The 22,586-nt window shown below is 28.1% G+C and carries 22 protein-coding genes; 10 read left to right on the top strand and 12 right to left on the bottom strand.

Translation table 11 applies throughout. The annotated features are described in order from the left end of the window. Position 1 precedes the first annotated feature (1 nt). From IEW75_RS01990 to IEW75_RS15875, 6 genes are all read right to left on the bottom strand, one after another. A complete protein-coding gene (locus IEW75_RS01990; protein WP_134248362.1) occupies positions 2-4,924 on the bottom strand; it encodes a hybrid sensor histidine kinase/response regulator in 4,923 nt (1,640 codons plus the stop codon). 46 nt (positions 4,925-4,970) lie between these two features. Next, entirely contained in the window at positions 4,971-5,498 is a 528-nt protein-coding gene (gene hemG / locus IEW75_RS01985; protein WP_134248361.1) for a menaquinone-dependent protoporphyrinogen IX dehydrogenase, read from the bottom strand. A 233-nt stretch (positions 5,499-5,731) separates the two neighbouring features. Continuing rightward, the gene (locus tag IEW75_RS01980; RefSeq protein ID WP_134248360.1) at positions 5,732-5,923 is read right to left on the bottom strand and encodes a cold-shock protein; all 192 of its coding nucleotides are present in this window, start codon (positions 5,921-5,923) and stop codon (positions 5,732-5,734) included. A 97-nt stretch (positions 5,924-6,020) separates the two neighbouring features. Then, entirely contained in the window at positions 6,021-7,016 is a 996-nt protein-coding gene (locus tag IEW75_RS01975) for an NAD(P)H-dependent glycerol-3-phosphate dehydrogenase (RefSeq protein WP_134248359.1), read from the bottom strand. A 51-nt stretch (positions 7,017-7,067) separates the two neighbouring features. Beyond that, positions 7,068-7,487, bottom strand: coding sequence for a fructosamine kinase family protein (locus IEW75_RS15880; protein ID WP_262711445.1), 420 nt, complete (start codon positions 7,485-7,487; stop codon positions 7,068-7,070). A 16-nt stretch (positions 7,488-7,503) separates the two neighbouring features. Next, entirely contained in the window at positions 7,504-7,938 is a 435-nt protein-coding gene (locus tag IEW75_RS15875; RefSeq protein ID WP_134248357.1) for a fructosamine kinase family protein, read from the bottom strand. Between the two features lie 98 nt (positions 7,939-8,036). On the opposite strand from IEW75_RS15875, the gene IEW75_RS01960 reads away from it, so the two are divergent. From IEW75_RS01960 to IEW75_RS01945, 4 genes are all read left to right on the top strand, one after another. After that, positions 8,037-9,494, top strand: a complete 1,458-nt coding sequence (locus tag IEW75_RS01960; RefSeq protein WP_134248356.1) for an MATE family efflux transporter — start codon at positions 8,037-8,039, stop codon at positions 9,492-9,494. A 2-nt stretch (positions 9,495-9,496) separates the two neighbouring features. Beyond that, positions 9,497-10,333 (top strand): alpha/beta hydrolase, encoded by an 837-nt coding sequence (locus IEW75_RS01955; RefSeq protein ID WP_134248355.1) that lies wholly within the window; start codon positions 9,497-9,499, stop codon positions 10,331-10,333. 18 nt (positions 10,334-10,351) lie between these two features. After that, the gene (gene dut / locus IEW75_RS01950) at positions 10,352-10,783 is read left to right on the top strand and encodes a dUTP diphosphatase (RefSeq protein WP_134248354.1); all 432 of its coding nucleotides are present in this window, start codon (positions 10,352-10,354) and stop codon (positions 10,781-10,783) included. A gap of 217 nt (positions 10,784-11,000) precedes the next feature. After that, positions 11,001-12,194, top strand: coding sequence for a sensor histidine kinase (locus IEW75_RS01945; protein WP_158283795.1), 1,194 nt, complete (start codon positions 11,001-11,003; stop codon positions 12,192-12,194). Positions 12,195-12,206: 12 nt separating this feature from the next. Here the strand turns inward: IEW75_RS01945 and IEW75_RS01940 are convergent, their stop codons facing one another. The 5 genes from IEW75_RS01940 to recA form a co-directional block, all read right to left on the bottom strand. Next, a complete protein-coding gene (locus tag IEW75_RS01940; protein WP_134248352.1) occupies positions 12,207-13,157 on the bottom strand; it encodes an ABC transporter ATP-binding protein in 951 nt (316 codons plus the stop codon). Positions 13,158-13,160: 3 nt separating this feature from the next. After that, positions 13,161-14,120 carry a succinylglutamate desuccinylase/aspartoacylase family protein gene (locus IEW75_RS01935; RefSeq protein ID WP_134248351.1) on the bottom strand — a complete coding sequence of 320 codons (960 nt, stop codon included), beginning with the start codon at positions 14,118-14,120 and terminating at the stop codon, positions 13,161-13,163. Continuing rightward, entirely contained in the window at positions 14,110-14,985 is an 876-nt protein-coding gene (gene rimK, locus IEW75_RS01930; protein ID WP_134248350.1) for a 30S ribosomal protein S6--L-glutamate ligase, read from the bottom strand. The genes IEW75_RS01935 and rimK overlap by 11 nt, the downstream gene beginning before the upstream one ends. Positions 14,986-15,072: 87 nt before the next feature. Beyond that, the gene (locus tag IEW75_RS01925; RefSeq protein WP_229714373.1) at positions 15,073-15,519 is read right to left on the bottom strand and encodes an ATP-dependent zinc protease family protein; all 447 of its coding nucleotides are present in this window, start codon (positions 15,517-15,519) and stop codon (positions 15,073-15,075) included. Positions 15,520-15,887: 368 nt separating this feature from the next. Continuing rightward, positions 15,888-16,895, bottom strand: a complete 1,008-nt coding sequence (recA, locus tag IEW75_RS01920) for a recombinase RecA (protein WP_134248349.1) — start codon at positions 16,893-16,895, stop codon at positions 15,888-15,890. 96 nt (positions 16,896-16,991) lie between these two features. Here recA and IEW75_RS01915 point away from each other — a divergent pair, with 96 nt between their 5' ends. Further along, positions 16,992-17,504 (top strand): DinB family protein, encoded by a 513-nt coding sequence (locus IEW75_RS01915; protein ID WP_134248348.1) that lies wholly within the window; start codon positions 16,992-16,994, stop codon positions 17,502-17,504. 10 nt (positions 17,505-17,514) lie between these two features. Further along, positions 17,515-17,856, top strand: coding sequence for a cupin domain-containing protein (locus IEW75_RS01910; RefSeq protein ID WP_134248347.1), 342 nt, complete (start codon positions 17,515-17,517; stop codon positions 17,854-17,856). Positions 17,857-17,981: 125 nt separating this feature from the next. Here IEW75_RS01910 and dxs read toward each other — a convergent pair whose 3' ends face one another. Next, complete coding sequence (dxs, locus tag IEW75_RS01905) at positions 17,982-19,751, bottom strand: 1-deoxy-D-xylulose-5-phosphate synthase (protein ID WP_134248346.1); 1,770 nt, start codon at positions 19,749-19,751, stop codon at positions 17,982-17,984. A 188-nt stretch (positions 19,752-19,939) separates the two neighbouring features. Between dxs and IEW75_RS01900 the strand changes: the two genes are divergently transcribed. The 4 genes from IEW75_RS01900 (at position 19,940) to IEW75_RS01885 (ending at position 22,553) form a co-directional block, all read left to right on the top strand. Further along, positions 19,940-20,506: an RNA polymerase sigma factor gene (locus tag IEW75_RS01900; protein WP_229714372.1), complete on the top strand. Its 567-nt coding sequence runs from the start codon at positions 19,940-19,942 to the stop codon at positions 20,504-20,506. 25 nt (positions 20,507-20,531) lie between these two features. Then, entirely contained in the window at positions 20,532-21,014 is a 483-nt protein-coding gene (locus IEW75_RS01895) for a hypothetical protein (RefSeq protein ID WP_134248345.1), read from the top strand. 92 nt (positions 21,015-21,106) lie between these two features. Continuing rightward, complete coding sequence (locus tag IEW75_RS01890; protein WP_134248344.1) at positions 21,107-21,616, top strand: hypothetical protein; 510 nt, start codon at positions 21,107-21,109, stop codon at positions 21,614-21,616. A 70-nt stretch (positions 21,617-21,686) separates the two neighbouring features. Then, the gene (locus tag IEW75_RS01885) at positions 21,687-22,553 is read left to right on the top strand and encodes a hypothetical protein (protein ID WP_134248343.1); all 867 of its coding nucleotides are present in this window, start codon (positions 21,687-21,689) and stop codon (positions 22,551-22,553) included. The last annotated feature ends 33 nt before the right edge of the window (positions 22,554-22,586 follow it).

The following is a 22,586-nucleotide window of genomic DNA, read 5'->3' as shown; positions in this document are numbered from 1 at the left end:
ATTATTTCAAATTCAAATGGTGATCTATTATTGTTTTTAGTTCCTCTTTATTTATAGGCTTAGAAATAAAGCCATTACAACCTGCCGAAACGGCTTTTTCTTTATCTTCAATTGATGAATAAGCAGTTTGCGCTATTATTGGTAAATTAGGGCTAAACTCTCTAATCTTTTTAGTCGCTTCAAGCCCATTCATTTTTGGCATATTTATATCCATCAATATCAAATCTATAGCTGCTTTTTCCTTGCACAATTTAACAGCTTCTACACCATCTATTACATGTAAAATATTACAATTTTGATTAAATATTTTTGAAACTAAGATTTCAAGAAATAAATAATTCATTTCTTCATCTTCAGCTATTAAAATAGTATATTTTAATTTTTCTTTAATATTATTATTATTTTCATTAAAATTATGCATTTTAAAATTTGTATTAACAGGCTTATAAGGTATTGATACAGTAAAAGTTGATCCTTTCCATTTTATAGAATTTACAGAAATTTCACCTCCTAATAATTCGGTATTTTCTTTTGCAATAGATAACCCTAGTCCTAATCCGCCTGAAGCTCTAGAGGTTTCTTCATTTTCTTGCAAAAATCTTTCAAAAATAATTTTCTGTTTTTCAATATTAATACCAATTCCAGTATCTTTTACAAAAATTTCTATGTTGTTATTAATAAGTTTATAGCCAAAATTAATACTTCCTTTGTTCGTATATTTAAAAGAATTTTCTAACAAGTTACTTATTATTTTATTAAGCTTTGATTTATCCGCATAAATAGTGCTTTGTTCATCAGAAAGCCCTGTTTTTATATATAACGGTATTTGATTTTCTTTTGCTTTTAAATCAAAAACAGAAAATAATTCCATTAACAAATCATTTAAACAAACAGGTTTTTCAATTACTTTAACTTGTTTAGTTTCTAGTCTTGAAATTTCCAGAATATCATCAATAACTCTAAGTAATTGATTTCCACTATTTTGAATTATTTTTATAAAGTAATTCCTTTTAGAAATAGGCAAATTTTCATCTAATAAGAATTGAGAAAAACCTAAAATACCATTCATTGGAGTTCTAATTTCATGAGACATATTATTTAAGAACTCTGTTTTTAGTCTATTACTTTCTTCAGCTTTTTCTTTCGATTTAACCAATTCTGCAGTTTGTTCTTCTAGATTTTTAAGTGCTTTTTTTCTAACGGTAATATCTCTATGTGAACCAAACATTCGAATTACTTCACCTTTTTCATTTTTAATCGATTCTGCCATTGAAAATATAGAAATATAGGATCCGTTCTTATGTTTCATCCTAAATTCAGAAAGATACTGTCCTACAGGATTTTTTAAATAATTTTTAAATTTAAGCACCGTAGACTCATAATCATCTGGATGCAATAGATTTTCCCAAGTTGAAAATACATTTTCTAACTCGTGATCCTCATATCCTAATTGCATTTTATAAAGCTTTGAGTAAAATGCTTTATTTGAAATTACATCCCAATCCCAAATACCTAAACCAGTAGCTGATACTGCTAACCTGTAACGTTCATCACTTTTTTCAGCTTTTAATTTAGCCTTTTTCAATTGATCTCTTGTGTTTTTTATATCTGTAATATCTAATACAGAAACAATTGCTTTTCCATCGCTGTCAATTTTAGACTTTATAACTGCAGAAATTAAAGTTCCATCTATTTTAGAAAATTCTGTCTCGCAAGAAAAAGTTTTATTCCCTAATACAATTGCAAGAATCTCTTTTTTAAGGGTTTGAAAATTTATATCCCTGTTGCTGTTTTTTAAATGTATTTTTAATTCTTCAATATCTTTTGCTCCAAAAAGGCTCAGTGTATTTTTATTTACCTTTATAATGCTTATTTTTAAAATACATTCTAATAAAAAATTATGATTATTATTAAAATACTCTTCTAAATCTTTATTTTTAACGCCTTTACTTTTTATAAAATTTTTAACCTCTGAAAAATCTTCTTCCCATAACGATACTGGACTATGTTCAAATAAATTTACAAATCTATCTCTTGAAATATTTAACAATTGGTTTTTTTCAAATAACTCTTTACTTAGCCTATTTAATTCTTTATTTCTTAATTTAAGTTTATTAGATGACAGTTTTAAAGTTGTAATATCGGTTACTAAAGCAAATGACCCTTTTCTAATGTTTTCATTATCATAAATTGGTGATGTATTAAATAGGCAAATTACATTTTCTCCACTTTTTTTTATGAGTTCGATTTCATAAGTCGTCGATAACCCTTTCTCTCTTTGTTTTATTTGGTTTTTAAAAATAGTACGGTTCTTTTTATCAACAAAATCGAAAATAGATTTACCTATAAATTCTTCCTTTTTATAGCCTAAAATACTGCACATTTTTATATTAACATCCGTAGTTTGAGCCTTGTTATTAATTATCCAAAAACCTTCATTAGCCGTTTGTAATATTCGTTTTAAATAATTTTCATTTTCTTCAATCTTAGCATAGGCAGCATTTAAATTTATTTCTGAATTCTTTTGTTCAGTAATATCTTCTTTAATTGCTAAAAAATTTGTAATCTCACCTACATCATTTTTGACTGGAGTAATTGTGGTACTATCCCAAATTAAAGTTCCATCTTTCGTTTTATTTTGAAAGACCCCTTGCCAATCCTCTCCGTTTAAAATTGTATCCCATAAATTTTTAAAAAACTTTTCTGGGTGCAACCCAGAATTTAAAATATTAGGTGATTTCCCTTTAACTTCTTGTGCACCATAACCAGTTAATAAACTAAATTTTGGATTTGTAAACTCAATATTTCCATTTATATCAGTAATTACAATGGCATTAGCACTTTGGTTTACTGCCGTTGATAATAATTTAAATTCTTTTAACCTCTTTTTTCTAATTGAAATATCACGTGCAAAACCAAGTAATAGCTTTTTTACACCAATTTTAAGAACTGCAATATTTATTTCAACAGGAAAAACCAATCCATCCTTTCTTTTATGTAAAGTTTCAATTGTTATATTATTCTTTCTTGTTAGTTCACTCCATGCGGACTTTTTTCTATCCAACTCGTTAAATTCCGCTTCAAGCTGTTTGGTATTCATAGACAGAAGTTCTTTTCTACTATATCCTGAATTTTTAATTGCTTTATTATTAACTTGAATAATATTTCCATCAAAATCAGATAAATACATAGCATCTCCTGCATGTTCTATTAGAGATTTAAATAATAATTCGCTCTCTTCGGCAACCTGCTTTGCTTTCTGAAGCGCTTCTTGTATTTCTAGTATTGAAGTGACATCTTGAATTGTTCCTACCAATTGAGTTGGTTTTCCTTTTTCATCAAAATTTAGTTTTCCAAAACCATGAACCCATTTAATTTCTTTATCATTATTTCTAATAATACGGTATTGTTTATCAAAACTTTCGTGATTTTTTAGAATATTTGTTTCTAAATAAGAAATCATTTCCTCTCTATCATCGGGATGAATTAACTGTATCCAATTAGTAACATCTTTTACATAACTTTCTTTTATTCCAAATATTTTATTTAAAATTATTGAACTACTCCAAAATCCATTTGTAATATCAAAGGAATATGAACCTAGTTCTGCAATTTTTTGGGCTTCAAACAAACTATTTTCACTTTCCTCAGCTTTTTGCAATGCTTTTTCTAGTTCTCTATTTCTATTTTTTGTAATAGTGATATCTTGAACAGTACCAATAATTTTTATTGGGTTTCCACTTGAATCAAATTCTAATTTACCTAAACTATTTACCCATCTAACTTGTTTATCATTGTTTCTTATAATTCGGTATTCTTTATCATAAGATGCAATTTTTTTCTCAACTAAATCCTTAATATCAATTGAGACTATTTCTTGATCTTCTGGATAAATAATAAAAGCTAAGTTTTCAGAATTTTTAATAAAATTTTTATCAATCCCTAAAATTTCATCTAAAACAGGTGTGCTTTCCCAAAAACCTGACGCAATATCTAAAACAAATGTGCCAATTTTTGCAATTTTTTGGGCTTCATTTAAATTAAATTCAGCTTGTTTTCTTCTAGAGATATCTCTAAATGATGACACTCTAATTTTTTCATCATCTTTTAATTCAATAAATTTAGATTCTATTTCGACGAAGAATCTTGTTTTATCTTTTCTAATTCCTTCCATTTCATAAGAAAAGGCATGTGGTTTTTTAGAATTATTATAAAATTTTTGATGAAATTGTTTGTCAAAAAGAATATTAATAACATTTTTGCCAATTAGCGCTTCTTTTTCATAACCAAACATTTTTGCAAACGAAAGATTTACATCAATTGCAACACCCTCTTTATGAATTAAAATTCCTTCAAAAGTTAAATTTGATAATTTTTCAAAATTCTTTTGAGAGGTTTCTATATCTATATTTTTTGTAGTAATCTGTTCATTAAAAATAATATTCTCTAAGATATTTTCAATTTTAATGGCTAGTATTTTAATTATTTTCTCAACTGTGTTAACATCAACAATTGGTTTATTATGCATTATAGCAATTAATCCAATTGGTTCCATTTTTGAACTCCACAATGGAATCCCAATATAACTTTCAATATTTAGTTTAGTTAGTAGGGTATCTTTTGGAAATAAATTTTTAGCATTAGAAGGATAACTACAAATACTTTTGTTTATAACATTTTCGCAAGGTGTATTTGATAAATTATATGATGTTTTAGGGAAAAATTTTTGTTCTTTATTTGTATAAAAACATTCAATTTTAGCAATATCTTGCTCTTTAATTGAATACTTATCAATTATAACATAATTGACATCCAATAATTTGGTTAAAAAGATGGCTGTTTCTTTTAAGAATTCATTGCCTTCTAATTTATAACCATTTTCGGATATAAATTTTAGGGTTTTTTCAATATATTTATCAACCATTTCACTTATTGATTTTTTTAAACTATCTGTAAATTAACATAATAATTTAAATAGTTCGAACTACATCTGCAAATAATTTCACTTTTTCCCAGTTTGTGTATTCAATCTTAGTATTTTTATCGGTAGGTCCTTTTGTCATCCACATAATAAACTGAATCATTATTCTATCAAAAGGTTTGTATTTTTTATAATCTAACATACCTGCAAAAACTTCGGTAATTGTAGGTTTCCAATCTATAGTTTTAAAGAACTTAACCACATAAGGATTGGTTTCTGGCGTGCTTTTTTCTGGTTTTCTAGCAACTAAATTCACTGAAAAGAAAGCTGTTTTAATAGTGTCTAATTCAGCTTTATTTTTGTTAATAAATGCAATTATTTCTTTATCGTGAACTCCATATCTTATACTCGATGCAATAACAAATTTATCAAAATCTGAAATATTGTTTTTAAAAGTATCAATGGTAAATAATTGAACATCTGCGTTTTTTCCCTTTAACGTTTTTACAATTTCATTACAAATTTTTGTTGTTTGTCCGTCAACTGTTGCGTATAAAATTCCAATTCGTTCACTCATAACATATATATTATTAAAGTATCAAAATTACCTAAAAAACAGTTCTATTTGTATGACATTTGTCAATTGATAAAGACTGGTTAAAACCCAGGCACTTGTAAGAAACTGATATGCAAATACATAAAAGTTTTATTGTAAAATTTAAGGAAGTAGTGCTAAAGTTTTGGTTTTTATTTTAAAAAAAAATCCACTCTAATTGAATGGATTTTTACGCTTTTTAAAAGATTATTTTATTAGATAACTTTTACGTTAACTGCATTTAAACCTTTTTTACCTTCTTTAAGTTCAAATTCTACCTCATCTCCTTCTCTGATTTCGTCAATCAATCCAGAAATGTGCACAAAATAATCTGTGTTAGAACCTGCTTCTGTTACAAATCCAAAACCTTTAGATTCGTTAAAAAATTTTACTGTACCTTTTTTCATTGTTAAAAAATAAATTAAAGTGCAAAGTTACTATTATTTTGCTATTATTAATGCTCTTTTGCAAGAAACTTAAAAATAAATTTGCAGTAAGTTACTGTTAATCTATAAGTTCTGTTAAATTTTTAAATATTGTTTTTGGATTTTTATTTTCGTACAGAATTTGATAAACGGCATCAATAATTGGTGTTTTTGTGTTATTTTTTTCATTTAATAAATAGGCACTTTTTGTGGCATAATATCCTTCTGCAACCATACTCATTTCCATCATAGCGCTTTTTACAGTGTACCCTTTACCAATCATATTTCCAAACATTCTATTTCTACTAAAAACAGAATAACCCGTAACTAACAAATCACCTAAATAGGCAGAATTATTAATATTACGTTTCATTCTATGCACTTTTTTAATAAAACGTTTTATTTCTCGAATTGAATTGGACATTAATACTGCTTGAAAATTATCTCCATAACCTAAACCATGCGCTATCCCTGCTGCTATTGCATAAATATTTTTAAGCATGGCGGCATATTCTGCTCCAATAATATCGTCTGAAATTTTGGTTTTTATATAATGACTAGAAATAAATTTACTTACAAGTTTCGCCTTTTCTTCATCTTTACAAGCAATTGTTAAATACGATAAACGTTCCATTGCAACCTCTTCGGCATGACAAGGACCCGTAATTACCCCAATATTTTCAATTGGAACATTTAATATTTTATTAAAATGTTCTCCTACAATTAAACCACTTTCTGGAATAATTCCTTTTATTGCTGAAAACACAATTTTTGAAGTAAAAGGCTCTGTTATTTTATCTAATTCTGTTTTTACAAATGCCGATGGAATTGAAAAAATTAAAATATCTGCATATTTTACCATTTCGTTAATATCACTCGACAAGTATAATTGGTTTACATTAAACGTTGCAGAACTTATATAATTTGGATTGTGATCATTTTCTTTTATATAATCTATAGCGCTCTGACTTCTCATATACCAGCCAACTTGCTCTAAATTTTCAGAAAGCATTTTTACAATGGCTGTTGCCCAGCTCCCACCTCCAAAAACGGCTATTTTAGGGTTTGTGTTCATTTTATAAGATTTTTGCGTATCAAAAGTAAAGAAACTAAATGAAATGCAAACTTAAAACTGAGAAACTATCGTTTTTATACTTTGTAAATACGATTTTCCAAACAAGTTTAAATGAATTAATAGTGGATATAAATTATAAATATCTTTTCTATTATTAAATCCTTTTTGTAAAGGATACACTTCATTATAAGTTGTATAAAATATATTTGAAAATCCGCCAAACAATAAGCTCATTGCTAAATCTACTTCTCTATGTCCATAATAAACCGCTGGATCTATAAAAACAGCTTTATTATTTGTGGTAGCAATAAAATTTCCACTCCATAAATCTCCGTGAATTACACTGGGATTTTCTATTGGAAAAATAGTAGGTAATTGTTTGTATAAACTTTCGAATAAGTGCAGTTCTTTAGTTTTAAGTGCTCCTGTATCAAAAGCTAATTTTACTTGTGGTTTTAATCTGTTTTCGATAAAAAAAGAAGAAAAATCATTTAAAAAAGTGTTTTTTTTGAGATAACTGCCCCATAAAATTAGTATACTCTAATCCAAATTGTACTCCTTTATGTTGATGTAAATCTGCCAATTGATGTGCGAAATTTTTCCAAAACTGAGTTGTTTCAGAAGCCGAATCAATCCAACTAAGCACTAAATATACTTTGTTATTAAAATTTCCTTCAGTAATTATTTTAGGAGTAATTGCTCCATTTGCTTTTAAAAATTGCAACCCTAAAACCTCTTCACTAAAACCATTCTTAAAAACATCCTTATCATTAACTTTTACAAAATAATTATAGCTTTTAGCTGCAATTTTATAAGTGGTATTTATGCTACCTCCTTCAACAGGTTGCCATGTAAAATTTAATTTTTTTGTTAATTTAAAATTAAGTTGGTTCGCTATATGTCGTTGAAATTGAAAATCCATTATTTTAAAAATACACCAACTAATTCAAACTTAAAAATTATTTTGTTGAAATGAAGTGATACTTTTGTACTTTTATATTTTTACTTTAAAAATCCAATTTGAACGCACTTAAACAATTTTTTAAGGACACCATAATCTACGGAATTGCTGCTGTTTTACCAAGAGCTATTAATATTTTATTAGTAAAGTTACATACCTCTAAATTAACTGCCGAAAAATATGCTGTAAATACAGATTATTACGTGTATGCTGCATATTTTAATGCGTTATTAACTTACGGAATGGAAACTGCTTTTTTCCGTTTTTTTTCAAAAGAAAAAGAAAAAGGAAAAGTTGTTTCAACATCGTTTTTGAGTTTGGCTACAACCACATTTTTATTTTTAGTTACAATGTTAATTTTTAGTAACCAAATTTCAGGTTTTTTTGGTTTCAAAAATTCATTATTTTTTAAATTATTAATTTGGACAACGGTTTTAGACACAATGGTTGTAATACCTTACGCGTATTTACGTGTTACCAACAGACCTATTAGATTTACATTATACAAAGTTTTAAACATATTAATTTTCGCCTTTTTTAACCTGTTTTTCTTGTGGTTTGTACCCTATGCAATTCAAAAAAACATAAACTTACCACCCTGGATAATTTCCAGCTATCAAAACAACCCAAAAGTTATATTTATATTTATTGCAGGAACGATTTCAAGTGCAGCTACATTTTTATTATTATTACCAACACTTTTTAAATTTAAACTTCAATTTGATAAAGCATTATTAATAAAAATGCTACGCTATTCTTTTCCTATTTTAATTGCGGGATTAGCTTATGTAACTAATGAAAATTTAGATAAATTATTATTAGGAGATTTAATTGGCGACCAACAAATGGGAATTTACGCCGCTTGTTATAAATTAGGCGTTTTTATGACCCTTTTTATTATGGCATTTAGGCTGGGCGCAGAACCTTTCTTTTTCAATCATTCTGAAGAAAAAAATGCAACCCAAACCTATGCTAAAATATTAAATTGGTTTGTTATTACTGGTGCTTTTTTTATGATATTTATTGTGGTATTTATAGATATCTTCGCATCTATGTTATTGGGTAGCGACGAATATTTTGAAGCTTTAATAATTGTTCCAATAATTTTATTAGCCAACCTTTTATTAGGGATTTATCACAATTTAGCTATTTGGTATAAATTAACGGATAAAACCAGATTTGGAATGTATTTCTCAATTATTGGAGCCATTATTACCATTGTTTTAAATTTAGTTATGATTCCTAAAATAGGATTTATGGCTTCCGCTTGGGCAACTTTAACAGCATACGGAGTAATGATGCTATTATCTTATATAATAGGAAAAAAACATTATCCCGTTCCATATAACATTAAAAAAACAATAAGTTATTTAGTAACTGCTACGCTAATTTCATATGTTTCTTTTAACTATTTTAGAGAAAATTATTTTGTATCTGTAGGATTGGTTTTACTATTTGGTTTTTTAATTTATTTAAATGAAAAAAAGGAAATTTTAAAGATTTTAAAACGAAATTAATTATGAAAAGGTTATTGCAATTTTATGGTCTGTTTTTTCTTTCAATTTCAACACTTTTTTCACAAGAAAAAGGAAAAACAGCAACTGAAAACTTTTCAATTTTAAAGCAAGAATTTGTTATTCCGAATCTAAATAACATCTCCCATAAAATTTGGGTTTATGTTCCGCCGAACTATAATGCTTCAAACAAAAAATTTCCAGTAATTTATATGCACGATGCTCAAAATTTATTTGATGCAACTACATCTTATGCTGGCGAATGGAAAGTTGATGAAACATTAAATAATTTATATAAAAATACTGGAAAAGGTTTTATTGTAGTAGCTGTTGAAAATGGAGGTGCAGAACGTATTAACGAATACACACCCTGGAAAAACAAAAAGTATGGCGGTGGAAAAGGTGAAATTTATATCGATTTTTTAAAGAATACCCTAAAACCATACATTGATGATAATTACCGCACAAAAAAACAAGCAAAATATACAGCCATTATTGGCAGCTCTTTAGGTGGATTAATTTCATATTATGGAGGTTTAAAATACCCAAAAACTTTTGGTAAAATTGGCGCTTTATCAACTTCTTTTTGGTTTTCTGATGATGTAGAAAATTTTACCAAAAATTATGGTAAAAATAAAAAATCCAAACTGTATTTGTTAGTTGGTGAAAAAGAAGGAAAAAATGTAGTTTCAAATACAAAAAAGTATAAAAAATTATTATTAGAAACTGGTTTTAAATCTAAAAATATTACTTCAAAAATAAATCCAGAAGGTGCTCATAATGAGGTTTTTTGGAGCAGTGAGTTTTTAGAAGTTATTAAATGGCTTTACAATATTCATTAATATAAAAAACAAGTACTTATGAACATACAAATAATCAACAAATCTAAACACGAATTACCAAATTACGAAACCATTGCTTCTGCCGGAATGGATTTACGTGCCAATATTTCAGAAGCCATTACCTTAAAACCTTTAGAACGCACCATTGTTAAAACTGGTTTATTTATTGCGCTACCTGTAGGTACAGAAGCACAAGTACGCCCAAGAAGTGGATTAGCAGCAAAGAAAGGAATTACAGTATTAAATGCTCCCGGAACTGTTGATGCCGATTATAGAGGTGAAATTGGTGTAATATTAGTAAATATTTCCAACGAAGATTTTGTTATAAATGATGGTGAACGTATTGCACAATTGGTAATTGCAAAACACGAACGCGCTGAATGGGATGTGGTTGAAGTTTTAAACGAAACAGAACGTGGGGCTGGTGGGTTTGGAAGTACAGGTGTTTAAAATTTTGACTTTTTCTTTTTTAAGAAAATAATAAATATATTAGCTGAAAATTAACTTTATGATGGGTGTTGATGTAAAAACGCTATTTATTTTTTCTGCAGCAGCCAATATATTTATTATTCTTCTATTTATTATTTATATTAAATTATATAGGGTAAAAAATCCTATTATTTATATTTTTATACTAACCAGGGTATCTATCATTCTACTTTTAATTATGCTTTCAGTGCGAAATAGTGCTCCAAAGCATATTAATATTATTATAAATAGCACTATTTATTTATTTATTGTTTATTACGAACTTTATTGTATCTCTTTTATAGAGCGAAAATTTAGTTTAAAGCACGTTAAACGATTCTTTTTAATACCACTATTATTATCCATTATATCTTACTTTTTTATTACAAACTCCGAAAGTAGTCGAATAGCTACCATGTCACTTAGTGTTTCCATTATGTATATGCTTTCATCTTATGTGCTTTTAACAAAAAAAGGGAAAACCAAAATACAACACCTTACTGGATTTATATTCGGTATTATTTCTATATTAATTTTAACCCGTACTATAGGAGCACTTTATATAAATGGGGTTGAAATGTATTCCAAAAATTATATTATGGTAATACCACTTGTTTTTTTCTTAATCCTAAACTTAATTTTTCCTTTACTGCTCATTTTTATTTTAAAAGAAAAAGACAATTTAAAACTAAGTCAAGTAATTAAAAGTAAAGACAAATTTTTCTCAATTATTGCGCACGATTTAAAAGGTCCTCTTGGTGGCTTGCAACAAATTGGTGAACTTCTTTGGCTAAATAATATTACTGATGAAAAAAGAGAAAAACTAACCAAATCACTTTATCAAAATAGTAAAACCACCTTTAACCTACTAGATAATTTATTAAAATGGGCAAATACAAATGCTGGGGTAATTATTTATAAGCCTAATCAACTAAATCTTTCTAAAATAATACTTAGTAATATAAATCTTTTTAACTCTCAAGTTAAATTAAAAAATATTAATCTGAGTTGTAATTTTGAACAAGATTTATTTGTTTATGCGGATTATGACATGGTTGACACAATAATTAGAAACCTGATATCCAATGCTATAAAATTTACTACCACAAATGGAAAAATTGAAATTATTTTAGAAGAATTTGATACAAACAAAAATATATGTACAGTTGCAATAGTTGATAATGGTGTTGGTATTAATAAAGAAACACAATTAAAAATTTTTGAAATTAATAGCACAATCTCCACATTTGGAACAAATAATGAAAAAGGAACAGGTTTAGGATTAAAACTTTGTAAAGAATTTTTAACAATAAACAAAGGGAGTATTAAAATTAAAAGTAACTTAAAAAAAGGAACTTGTATGTCTATTTCTCTTCCAATAGAAAATAAATAAACAATTAATTTTTTAGCTCTTATTATTAATTTTTACAGCTACTTGTTGGTTAATTTCTAATTTGTTAGAATGCTCGAAATAAATAACATTACCATTAAATAATGCCTCAATAAGATAAAAATCTCCTTTAAAATACGATTGAACTACTTTTACTTTAAGCTCTGATGTTTTCGAAATTTTAATTTCATTTGGATATAACAAAATTGTTTCTGCAGAATCTGTATCTGGGTTAATAGCACTCAACAAAATTTCATTTATTTCATTAAAAAAAGAAGCTACGTATTTACTTTTAGGGTTGCTATATAAAGTTTCTGGTGTATTGCGTGCAACTAACACCCCTTCTCTAATAACTAAAATTTCATCGGCAAATGAAAGCGCATCAGTTGTATCATGCGTAGCAACAATACATAAAATATTTTTTGATTTTAAATATTTAAAAATATTTCTTCTTAAATGATTTTTTCTAAAATTATCAATATGACTAAAAGGTTCGTCTAATAATAAAACTTCAGGTTCGTCTGCCAATACTTTTGCAATGGCTATGCGTTGTTTTTGACCTCCACTCAAGTTTTTAACCTTTGTTTTTAAAAAGTCGCTCATATCTACAACTTCAAGCAATTCTTTAATTCTATTTAACTTATTTGGATCTAGGCTTGAAATATTTTTACCAATATTTTCTTCAACGGTTATGTAAGGCATTAAATCGAAATCCTGTGGTAAATATTTCATAAAATCTTCCCCTGGAATTAGATAAAAATTAGGTCCTAAAAGCTTTACATCATTCCAATAAACAGCTCCTTTTTCAATGTGTAATAAGCCATAAATAATTTCCAACAAAGTACTTTTTCCGCATCCACTTTCACCAATTATCGCAATATAATCACCTTTATTAGCTTTAAAACTAATATTATTTAACACTTGTTTTGAAGTATATCCAAATGATACATTATTAACTTTTAGCATAATTTATTCAAATCCAATATGAAGTATAGCATCACCTTGGTTAACTATTGGAGAATGATTAGAATTTAAAACATATCCTTCTTGAGGGTTTTTAAAAACAGTTTCGTAATCTCCAAAAGGATCTGAAATACTTCCTAGTTTTACTCCTTTTTCTACTTTTTGACCAACATTAATATATGATCTGTACATTCCCGAACGTTTGGCTCTAATCCATTTGGAGGATTTAATTATGATTGGTGGATTTTCGACTGTAACTTTTGAAATTTTTGAATAAAAATCTCGCATTCCTAAGTAATGTAGTATGTTTATGGCACCTTGAACACCAACTTTAGTAACAGTTTTATCTAGATTTAAAGATTTTCCACCTTCAAATAAAATTACTTTTTTACCTATATTAGCCATTGATTTTCTGAAGGTTTTCTCCAAATTTTTACTGTAAACAATATAAGGAGAACCAAATATTTTAGCCAATTTTAGCGTTTCTTCATCTTTTGCATCAATTCTAACTTGTGAATAATTAAAACGTTGTGCCCCTCCAGTGTGGTAATCTATACAATAATCTACTTTCGGAATTACCTTATTCATTAAATGAAATGCAAATCTACTTGCCAATGAACCTTTGCTAGAACCAGGAAAAGCTCTGTTTAAATCGCGCCCATCGGGAAACTCTCTAGATTTATTTAAAAATCCAAAAACATTTAATACTGGAATGCAAATTACTGTACCTTTCTCAGGTTTATTTATACCTGAAGCAATAATTTGACGCACTATCTCTATTCCGTTAGTTTCATCACCATGTATTCCTGCAATTAATAACAAACAAGGACCTTCCTTTAATCCTCGAGAAACAATTATTGGCACTTCTATTTTTGTTCCAATACTAAGTTGGGCAATGTCCATTTTTAATTGAACAGTTTGTCCTAAACCAATTCTCTGATTTAAAATTTTAAAATCATTCAGCATGACGCTCTATATAATGTATTATTTTTCCTGCAATATCCTTTCCTGTAGCGGACTCGATTCCTTCCAAACCTGGCGAAGAATTTACTTCTAAAATAAGCGGTCCTCTAGCAGATTGCAATAAATCTACACCTGCAACACCTAAGCCCATAACTCTCGCTGCTTTTAGGGCTGCATTTTCTTCATCAACCGACAAATCAAAAATTTCAGCTGTTCCTCCTCGGTGCAAATTAGAACGGAATTCTCCTTCTTTTCCTTGCCTTTTCATTGCGCCAACAACAACGCCATCAACTACAAAAACGCGAATATCAGCTCCTTTTGCTTCTTTAATAAATTCTTGCGCTATTACACGTGCTTTTAAACCGTTAAAAGCTTCCAAAACAGATTCTGCAGCAGTATGGGTTTCAGCCAAAACTACTCCTAATCCTTGTGTTCCTTCTAACAGTTTAATAACTAACGGTGCTCCTCCAACACTTTCAATTACATCTTCAACATTTTTAGAATAATTGGTAAAAACCGTTTTTGGCAAACCCAAACCTGCTCTCGAAAGCACTTGTAAACTGCGTAATTTATCACGTGAACGCATTAATGCCTGTGATTCTACAGCTGTAAAAACTTTCATCATTTCAAACTGACGCACCACAGCAGTTCCAAAAAAGGTAACAGAAGCACCAATTCTAGGGATTACAGCATCCACACCAGTTATTAATTCGTGTTTATAACGTATTGCTGGTTTTTTTCTTTCAATAATAATATCACATTTAGTATGATCTACTATTAACATTTCGTGATTTCTTTGCTTACCTGCTTCAATAAGTCTTTTGGTTGAATATAAATTTGCATTACGTGATAAAACAACAATTTTCATGTGTATATATTATTTTTTTAAGGTCACATGCCGTTCGCTATCAGTCATTTCATTAGAAAATAAACTTTTTAGCATGCTCGTATTAAGTTATTGATTTTTTGAGTTAATTCTTTTAAAGGATAGATTTTTTTTTGCAGTGTCAATTATAAATTTTTTTGATAAAAATTTTCTTCCTAACAACACAGGATACATCATTGATCCTCTTTCTGTTAATGACAATTCTATAGTATGATTTTCATTAAAAATAAGAATTTCAGTTTCTATTATAAATCTATTTTCTATACTTCCATTTGAACTTTTTACATTTTTTTGAATAAACTCTTTAAAGTAAAAATATTTTTCGTGATACCTATTATGTTTAGGATCTAAAAACTGACATTTTAATACCTCGTTTTCAACTTCGATATGATGACAATGAAAACTAGAAGTATATGCACCAGAATCTACTTTAATATCAATTCCAGATAATTCCAATTTTGGAAAATCAACAATGTCTGTTCTTCCGATAAGTGTTTTTATGTTGTTTGTTTTCAAAGTTTTAAATACTCCTATTTTTAATATTAATATTATCTGTCAAAAATAAACTATTATTTTAATCAGCAAGGTTTTTAGGTTATTTTGTTTTAAATGCTCTTTAAAAACTTGATTTTCACTAAAAAAGGAAAATCCTCAGGTGCTTATATTATAGTAGACAAAAAAAATTATTTCACGCTGTCATACCTGTGAAGACAGTTTTCCACTTGCTGTAATTAGAGGTTCCAGAAGGGTTATATTTTTTTATTTAAAGGGGGGTTATGGATTCCTACCTAGGCAGGAATGACAAATAGCAACAAAAAAAGCCTATTTAAAATAATTTTTTTCAAATAGACTTTTATAATATTTATAAAAAAGGACTATTAATCTTATGCTTGATTATTAATAGCTTCTTTAATTTTTGTTTCTAATTCTTCCGCTAAATCTGGATTATCTGCTATTAAACTTTTTACAGCATCACGTCCTTGTCCCAATTTTGTATCGCCATAACTGAACCAAGACCCGCTTTTTTTAACAATTCCAAATTCAACTCCAATATCTAAAATTTCACCCGTTTTAGAAATCCCTTTTCCATACATAATATCAAATTCTGCAATTGTAAAAGGTGGTGCTACTTTGTTTTTAACAACTTTAACTTTGGTACTGTTTCCAAGAACTTTATCTCCATCTTTAATTTGAGTTCTTCTTCTAATATCTAAACGAACCGATGCATAAAATTTAAGAGCGTTACCTCCAGTTGTTGTTTCAGGGTTACCAAACATTACTCCAATTTTTTCACGTAACTGATTGATAAATATAACAGTACAATTTGTTTTATGAATAGTTCCCGTTAATTTTCTAAGTGCTTGCGACATTAAACGAGCGTGTAATCCCATTTTAGAATCTCCCATTTCACCTTCAATTTCACTTTTTGGTGTTAATGCTGCAACAGAATCAATTACAACAATATCTATAGCACCAGAACTAATTAAATTATCGGCAATTTCTAACGCTTGCTCCCCGTGATCTGGTTGAGAAATAATTAAATTATCAATATCTATTCCTAGGTTTTGAGCATAAAAACGATCAAAAGCATGTTCTGCATCAATAAAAGCTGCAATACCTCCAGCCTTTTGAGCTTCAGCTATTGCATGTAATGTTAATGTTGTTTTACCCGATGATTCTGGCCCATAAATTTCAATAACTCTTCCTCTTGGATAACCACCAACACCTAAGGCTAAATCTAATCCTAACGATCCTGAAGAAATTGCATCAATATCATCTATTGCTACATCTCCCATTTTCATTACTGTTCCTTTTCCGTATGCTTTATCTAATTTATCTAAAGTAAGTTGTAATGCTTTTAATTTTGCTGCTTTTTCTTTGTCTTCTGCCATAATCTTAATTAAATGAGTTAAAATAGTATATCGCTAAAATATAAAAAAGTATTGAGTATATTTAACCTTTATATAATATTTATTAACTGATTTAAAATGAAAAAAATACTGCTACTAACAATATTTATTACTATGATTTCTAATAATTTACAATCTCAAAATGATGTAAAATCTGCATTCTTGATAAAGTGGGAAAATTCAAAAAATTATTTATTAGAAATGGCTGAAGCTATGCCTGAAGCTAATTATAATTTTAAACCAACTGAAAGACAAATGAGTTTTAAAGAGCAATTGCTTCATATTCGCCAAAATATGATGTGGTTAAGCGAAACTTATTTTATGAAAGATGGCGAAAAATCTAAAAAAATTGAACCTAACTCAAAAGAAGAAATTATAACGCATTTAACAGCCTCATTTAATCGCGTTTCAGAAATAATTAAAACAATTTCTAATGAAGATTTATCAGTAGAAGTTGATTTCTTTGCTGGCCCAAAATCTAAACTTCAAATTTTAAATTTACTACAAGACCACGTTACCCATCACCGCGGACAATTAATTGTATATTTAAATTTAAATAACATTCAACCTCCTAAATATTCTGGTTGGTAAAATTTTTATTATGAAAAAATCATCACTCTTAGAAAATATAACTTATAACGAATCAAAACCTGCAATTTCTGTATTATTTGAAACAGAAACCTCTAAAGAAATTAGAATTGTTTTTAAAGAAAATCAACTTATGAAAGAGCATAAAACTGCTTTTCCAATAACTGTTGAAATTTTTGAAGGCGCTATTGATTTTGGTGTAAACGGCACAGTTAACAGTTTAGTAAAAGGCGATTTGGTTTCTTTAGACGGAAACATTCCGCACGATTTAGTTGCAAAAAAAGATAGTATTGTAAGGCTAACTTTATCTAAATTAGATACTGTTGACAGGGTTATTAAAGTTACTGATAGTTAATTACTTTTATATGTCATTCCTTCGGAGGAAGGAATCCATATCCAATGTTATAGTTTTTTAATAAAATACTATATAGATACCTGCCTGTGTGCAGGTTTGACAGAATAAATAAAAACGTCCTAAAATTACAGTTCTAATAAAAAATGTTTTAACTGTTCTTTTGATAAACGAATGTTATCAAATAATGCTTCGGTTTTACCGTGTTCTATAAAATTATCTGGAATCCCTAAGGTTTTTATTGAAGAATTTTTGTAATTATTTTCAGCAGCAAATTCTAAAATAGCACTCCCAAAACCACCAACTATAGTGCCATCTTCAATAGTTATAATAGTTTTAAATTTTGCAAATATTGTATGAAGTAATGCAACATCTAAAGGTTTTACAAAACGCATATTGTAATGTGCCACCTTGTTTTTAGGCAATTCATTCTGAAGTTCAATTATACTATTTCCAATAGTTCCGATACTTAAAACAGCTATTTCTTTGCCTTCCGTAATACAAATTCCTTTGCCAATTTCAATTTCTGAGAAAGGTTGTTTCCAATCAATTATTGTACCTCTTCCTCTTGGATATCTTATTGTTAAAGGAAAATTTATGCCTAATTGTGCTGTGTACATAATATTGCGTAATTCCACTTCATTTAATGGAGCAAAAATAACTAAGTTTGGAATACAACGTAAATATGCAATATCGAAAGCACCATGATGTGTAGCGCCATCTTCACCAACAAGACCTGCTCTGTCTATACAAAAAACGACTGGTAAATTTTGTAAAGCAACATCGTGTATAATTTGATCGTAAGCACGTTGTAAAAACGTAGAATAAATAGTGCAAAATGGGATTAAATCCTGCGTTGCCATACCAGCCGCTAAAGTAACTGCATGTTGTTCTGCTATACCAACATCAAAAGCTCTTTCAGGAAATGTATCTATCATTAATTTTAATGAAGAACCTGTTGGCATTGCTGGTGTAATTCCAACTATTTTTTTATTTTTTTTAGCTAATTCAACAATGGTTTCACCAAAAACATCTTGATATTTTGGAGGTAATACTTCATTACTTTTAGCAATTAATTCGCCTGTATTTTTATCAAATTTACCAGGCGCATGGTATTTTACCTGATCTTGTTCAGCTTTATCCAGTCCTTTTCCTTTGGTAGTAATTATATGTAAAAACTTTGGTCCTTTTATTGATTTTAGACGTCCTAATTCTGAAATAATAGCTTCAATATTATGACCATCAATTGGACCTGAATAGTTAAAATTTAAGGCTTCAACAATATTATTTTTTCTTACTTTTTTACCCGCTTTTACATTGGTAAAATAGTTTTTTAACGCACCAACACTTGGGTCAATTCCCATAGCGTTATCATTTAAAATTATAAGTAAATTAGCATTGGTAACACCTGCATGATTCAATCCTTCAAAAGCCATTCCACTCGCAATAGAAGCATCTCCAATTACCGCGATATGTTGTTTGTTAAAATTGCCTTTTAGTTTTGAAGCAATTGCCATTCCTAATGCTGCCGAAATTGAAGTGGATGAATGTCCAGTTCCAAAAGCATCATACACACTTTCTATTCTTTTTGGGAAACCTGAAATACCCCCTAATTGTCTATTTGTATGAAAATCTTGTCTTCTTTCTGTTAAAATTTTATGTCCGTATGCCTGGTGACCAACATCCCAAATTAACAAATCGTTAGGTGTATCAAAAACATAATGCAACGCAATAGTTAATTCTACCACACCTAAACTAGCGCCTAAATGGCCTTCTTTAGTTGCAACAATATCAATAATAAAATCGCGTAATTCTTTCGCAATTTTAGGAAGCTGTTCTTTAGGCAACTTTCGTAAATCTTTCGGGTTATTTATTCCTGCTAATAAATTGGCTTTCATTACTACAAAATTACACTATTTTGAACTGTAATATATTTATGAGTTTAAAACTTCTTAAAATTCATATACAATTTTTTAATTTCAAAATAAAATTGGCTTTTTTTCAAACTATTTTAATTTATAAAGGTCTAATAATTAGTTATTAATTTTTTTGTAATAACTTTAGAAAGCTTAAAAAACTTTTAAAATTGAAAAGCGAAACAGATTTTATCAATAATTTATTAAACGAGAAAAATAAAGATATGGCATTTAAAGAATTGCTAAATCTCTATCAGAAGCGTTTGTATTGGCACATTCGAAAGTTAGTGATTACACACGAAAATGCCGACGATGTGCTGCAAAACACCTTTTTAAGGGTTTATAAAAATCTCCCAAATTTTAAACAACAAAGCAGTTTACACACTTGGATGTTTAGAATAGCTTACAACGAATCTATTCGGTTTTTAAACAATGAAAAAAAGAAAAAGAACGAATCTTTAGACGATATAAGCAAAACCTATTTAAACAATTTAACTTCAGATCCATTTTTTATAGGAGATGAAGTACAATTTAAATTACAACAAATTTTAGCAGGATTGCCTGAAGACCATCGACACATATTTGAAATGAAGTATTTTGATGATTTAAAATTTAAAGAAATAGCAACTATTCTAGGAATTAAGGAAGGAACCTTAAAAACATCTTATTACGCTACTGTAAAACATATTAAAAAAAATATGGTAAACGTAGAACTTTTGTCAAAAAATGCGGTCTAACTATTAAATTACTAATGCATAATTTATGAATTCTAAAAAACACAAAAATAATATAGATTTAGAGAATAAACACAAAAACGACTTAGGTTTGGGTGTGCCTGGAAATTATTTTTCAACGTCTAAAAACGAACTATTAACAAAAATAGCAAGTGAAAAGAAAACTAAGATAGTTCCTCTTTACCAAAACAAACTTATTTGGTTTGCTGTTGCTGGAATTGCGCTATTTATTGCACTAACTGTATTTAAACCAAATGCATTTCCTAGTGTAGATAAAAACCCTTCAATAGTTTCAGATACCGTAAATAAATATCAGAATTTAGATTTAGTTTACAACTTACTCCTTAATGATTATCAGGACATTATGGTGACTTCTCTTTTTATGGATGATACCGATATTAGTAATTATATAGCAAATAATATTATTGAAGAAATACTTATTGATGAAGAAATAGATTCTTTTATATTAGAAAACATATATCATGAAAATTTAGATTTAGATTTAAATTAAATTTTTTACACATTTTAAAACTTTTCAATTTTATAAAGGTCTAAACAATATAATGTTGAAAACAACAAAATTATAACTTAAAATATTTAATAATGAAACCATTTAAAATAATCGCAGTTTTTGTACTTGGAATTGTACTTGGAGTTTCCTCTATAAATGCACAGCAAAACAGAGAAAGAAATCAATTAAGATTTCAAAACTTAACACAAGAACAACAACAACTCTTTCAAGAACAAGAAGCTTTAATTAAACAAAACAGAGAAACTTTAAAAGCTACTCTTACAGTAGAACAATTGGCAATTTTAGAGAATACTCAGTTAACAAAACAAGAAAGACACGAAGCCTTAGTTGCAACATTTACAGAAGCACAACAAGCTTTAATGGCAAATAATAGAGATCGTGTTAGAGAAATTAAAGAGCAATTTAGAAATACCATTACCACGGAGCAAAGACAACAAATTAGAATGCAATTAAGAGAGCACAAAAGCACTGAAAGTGGCAACGAAATACGTAAAAATATTCGTGAACAAAGAAAAACGAATAGAAAAACAAATGATAGTAATGGCTCAAGAGGAAGTGGCAAAGGCAAAGGTAATAGGTAACATTAAAGCTAAAATTCAATAAAAGTGGGTGTATTTAAATACACCCACTTTTATCTTTTAAATAAAAAAAATGAAAATTATTCTGTTACACATATGCTTATTTTTTTTTACTGTTTCTGTATTTTCACAAGAATCACAAACTAAAAAAATAGCTATTGACGAATATATAGATGAATTACTTTTAGAAGAGCAATCTTTAGATGAGTTACTTGCCTCTTTTATTAATTTTCATTTATTATATATTTCAGTAAATTATAATAATGACACTTACTTTTCGGGTCGTGATATTGATATAGATCAATATAATATTTCGCCACAAATTACTTATATGCATTCCAAAGGGTTTTATGCAAGTGTTTCTGGTATATATTATAGCGAATTTATCCCAAGTTGGGATGTTACAACAGCTACAATTGGTTACGGTAAAAGTTTTGGGAAAGATAAAACATGGAGATATTATACCTCTCTAACTGGATATTTATATTCTGAAAATAATATTGATGGTTTATACAACGGAAATATAAGTACTGGTTTTGGTATTCAAAATAAAAATAGAACCCTTGGTTCCGTTTTATCGGGTTCATACTACCTGGGAAGCGATGCTACTTATCAAATAGCATCTAGAACATATGCAAATTTAAAATTGCTTAAAACAAAAAAACATCACTTAAAAATTAGACCTCAACTAAGTATTTTTGCAGGCACCCAGATTGTTGATGTACTTTCAGGCACAGCTCTTCAAGATTCTATAATATCACAAAACAATATTTTTGGACTTATAAATACTCAAATTAATTTTCCAATTCAATATAGCATCAATTCTTTTGATTTTGAGTTGGGTTATAATTTAAATTTTCCTACTGAAATTGGTGATGAAACAGATTTAAAAAATTCTAGTTTTTTTAATATTGGAATTTCATATTTACTCGACTTATAAAATCTAAAATATCAATTTTCAACTGTAAATTAA

The organism is Lutibacter litoralis (genome assembly GCF_014646675.1).
In the GTDB taxonomy this organism is placed as follows: domain Bacteria; phylum Bacteroidota; class Bacteroidia; order Flavobacteriales; family Flavobacteriaceae; genus Lutibacter; species Lutibacter litoralis.
Note: the sequence above shows the minus strand (reverse complement) of the source record. Positions and strands in the feature narration are given on the sequence as shown.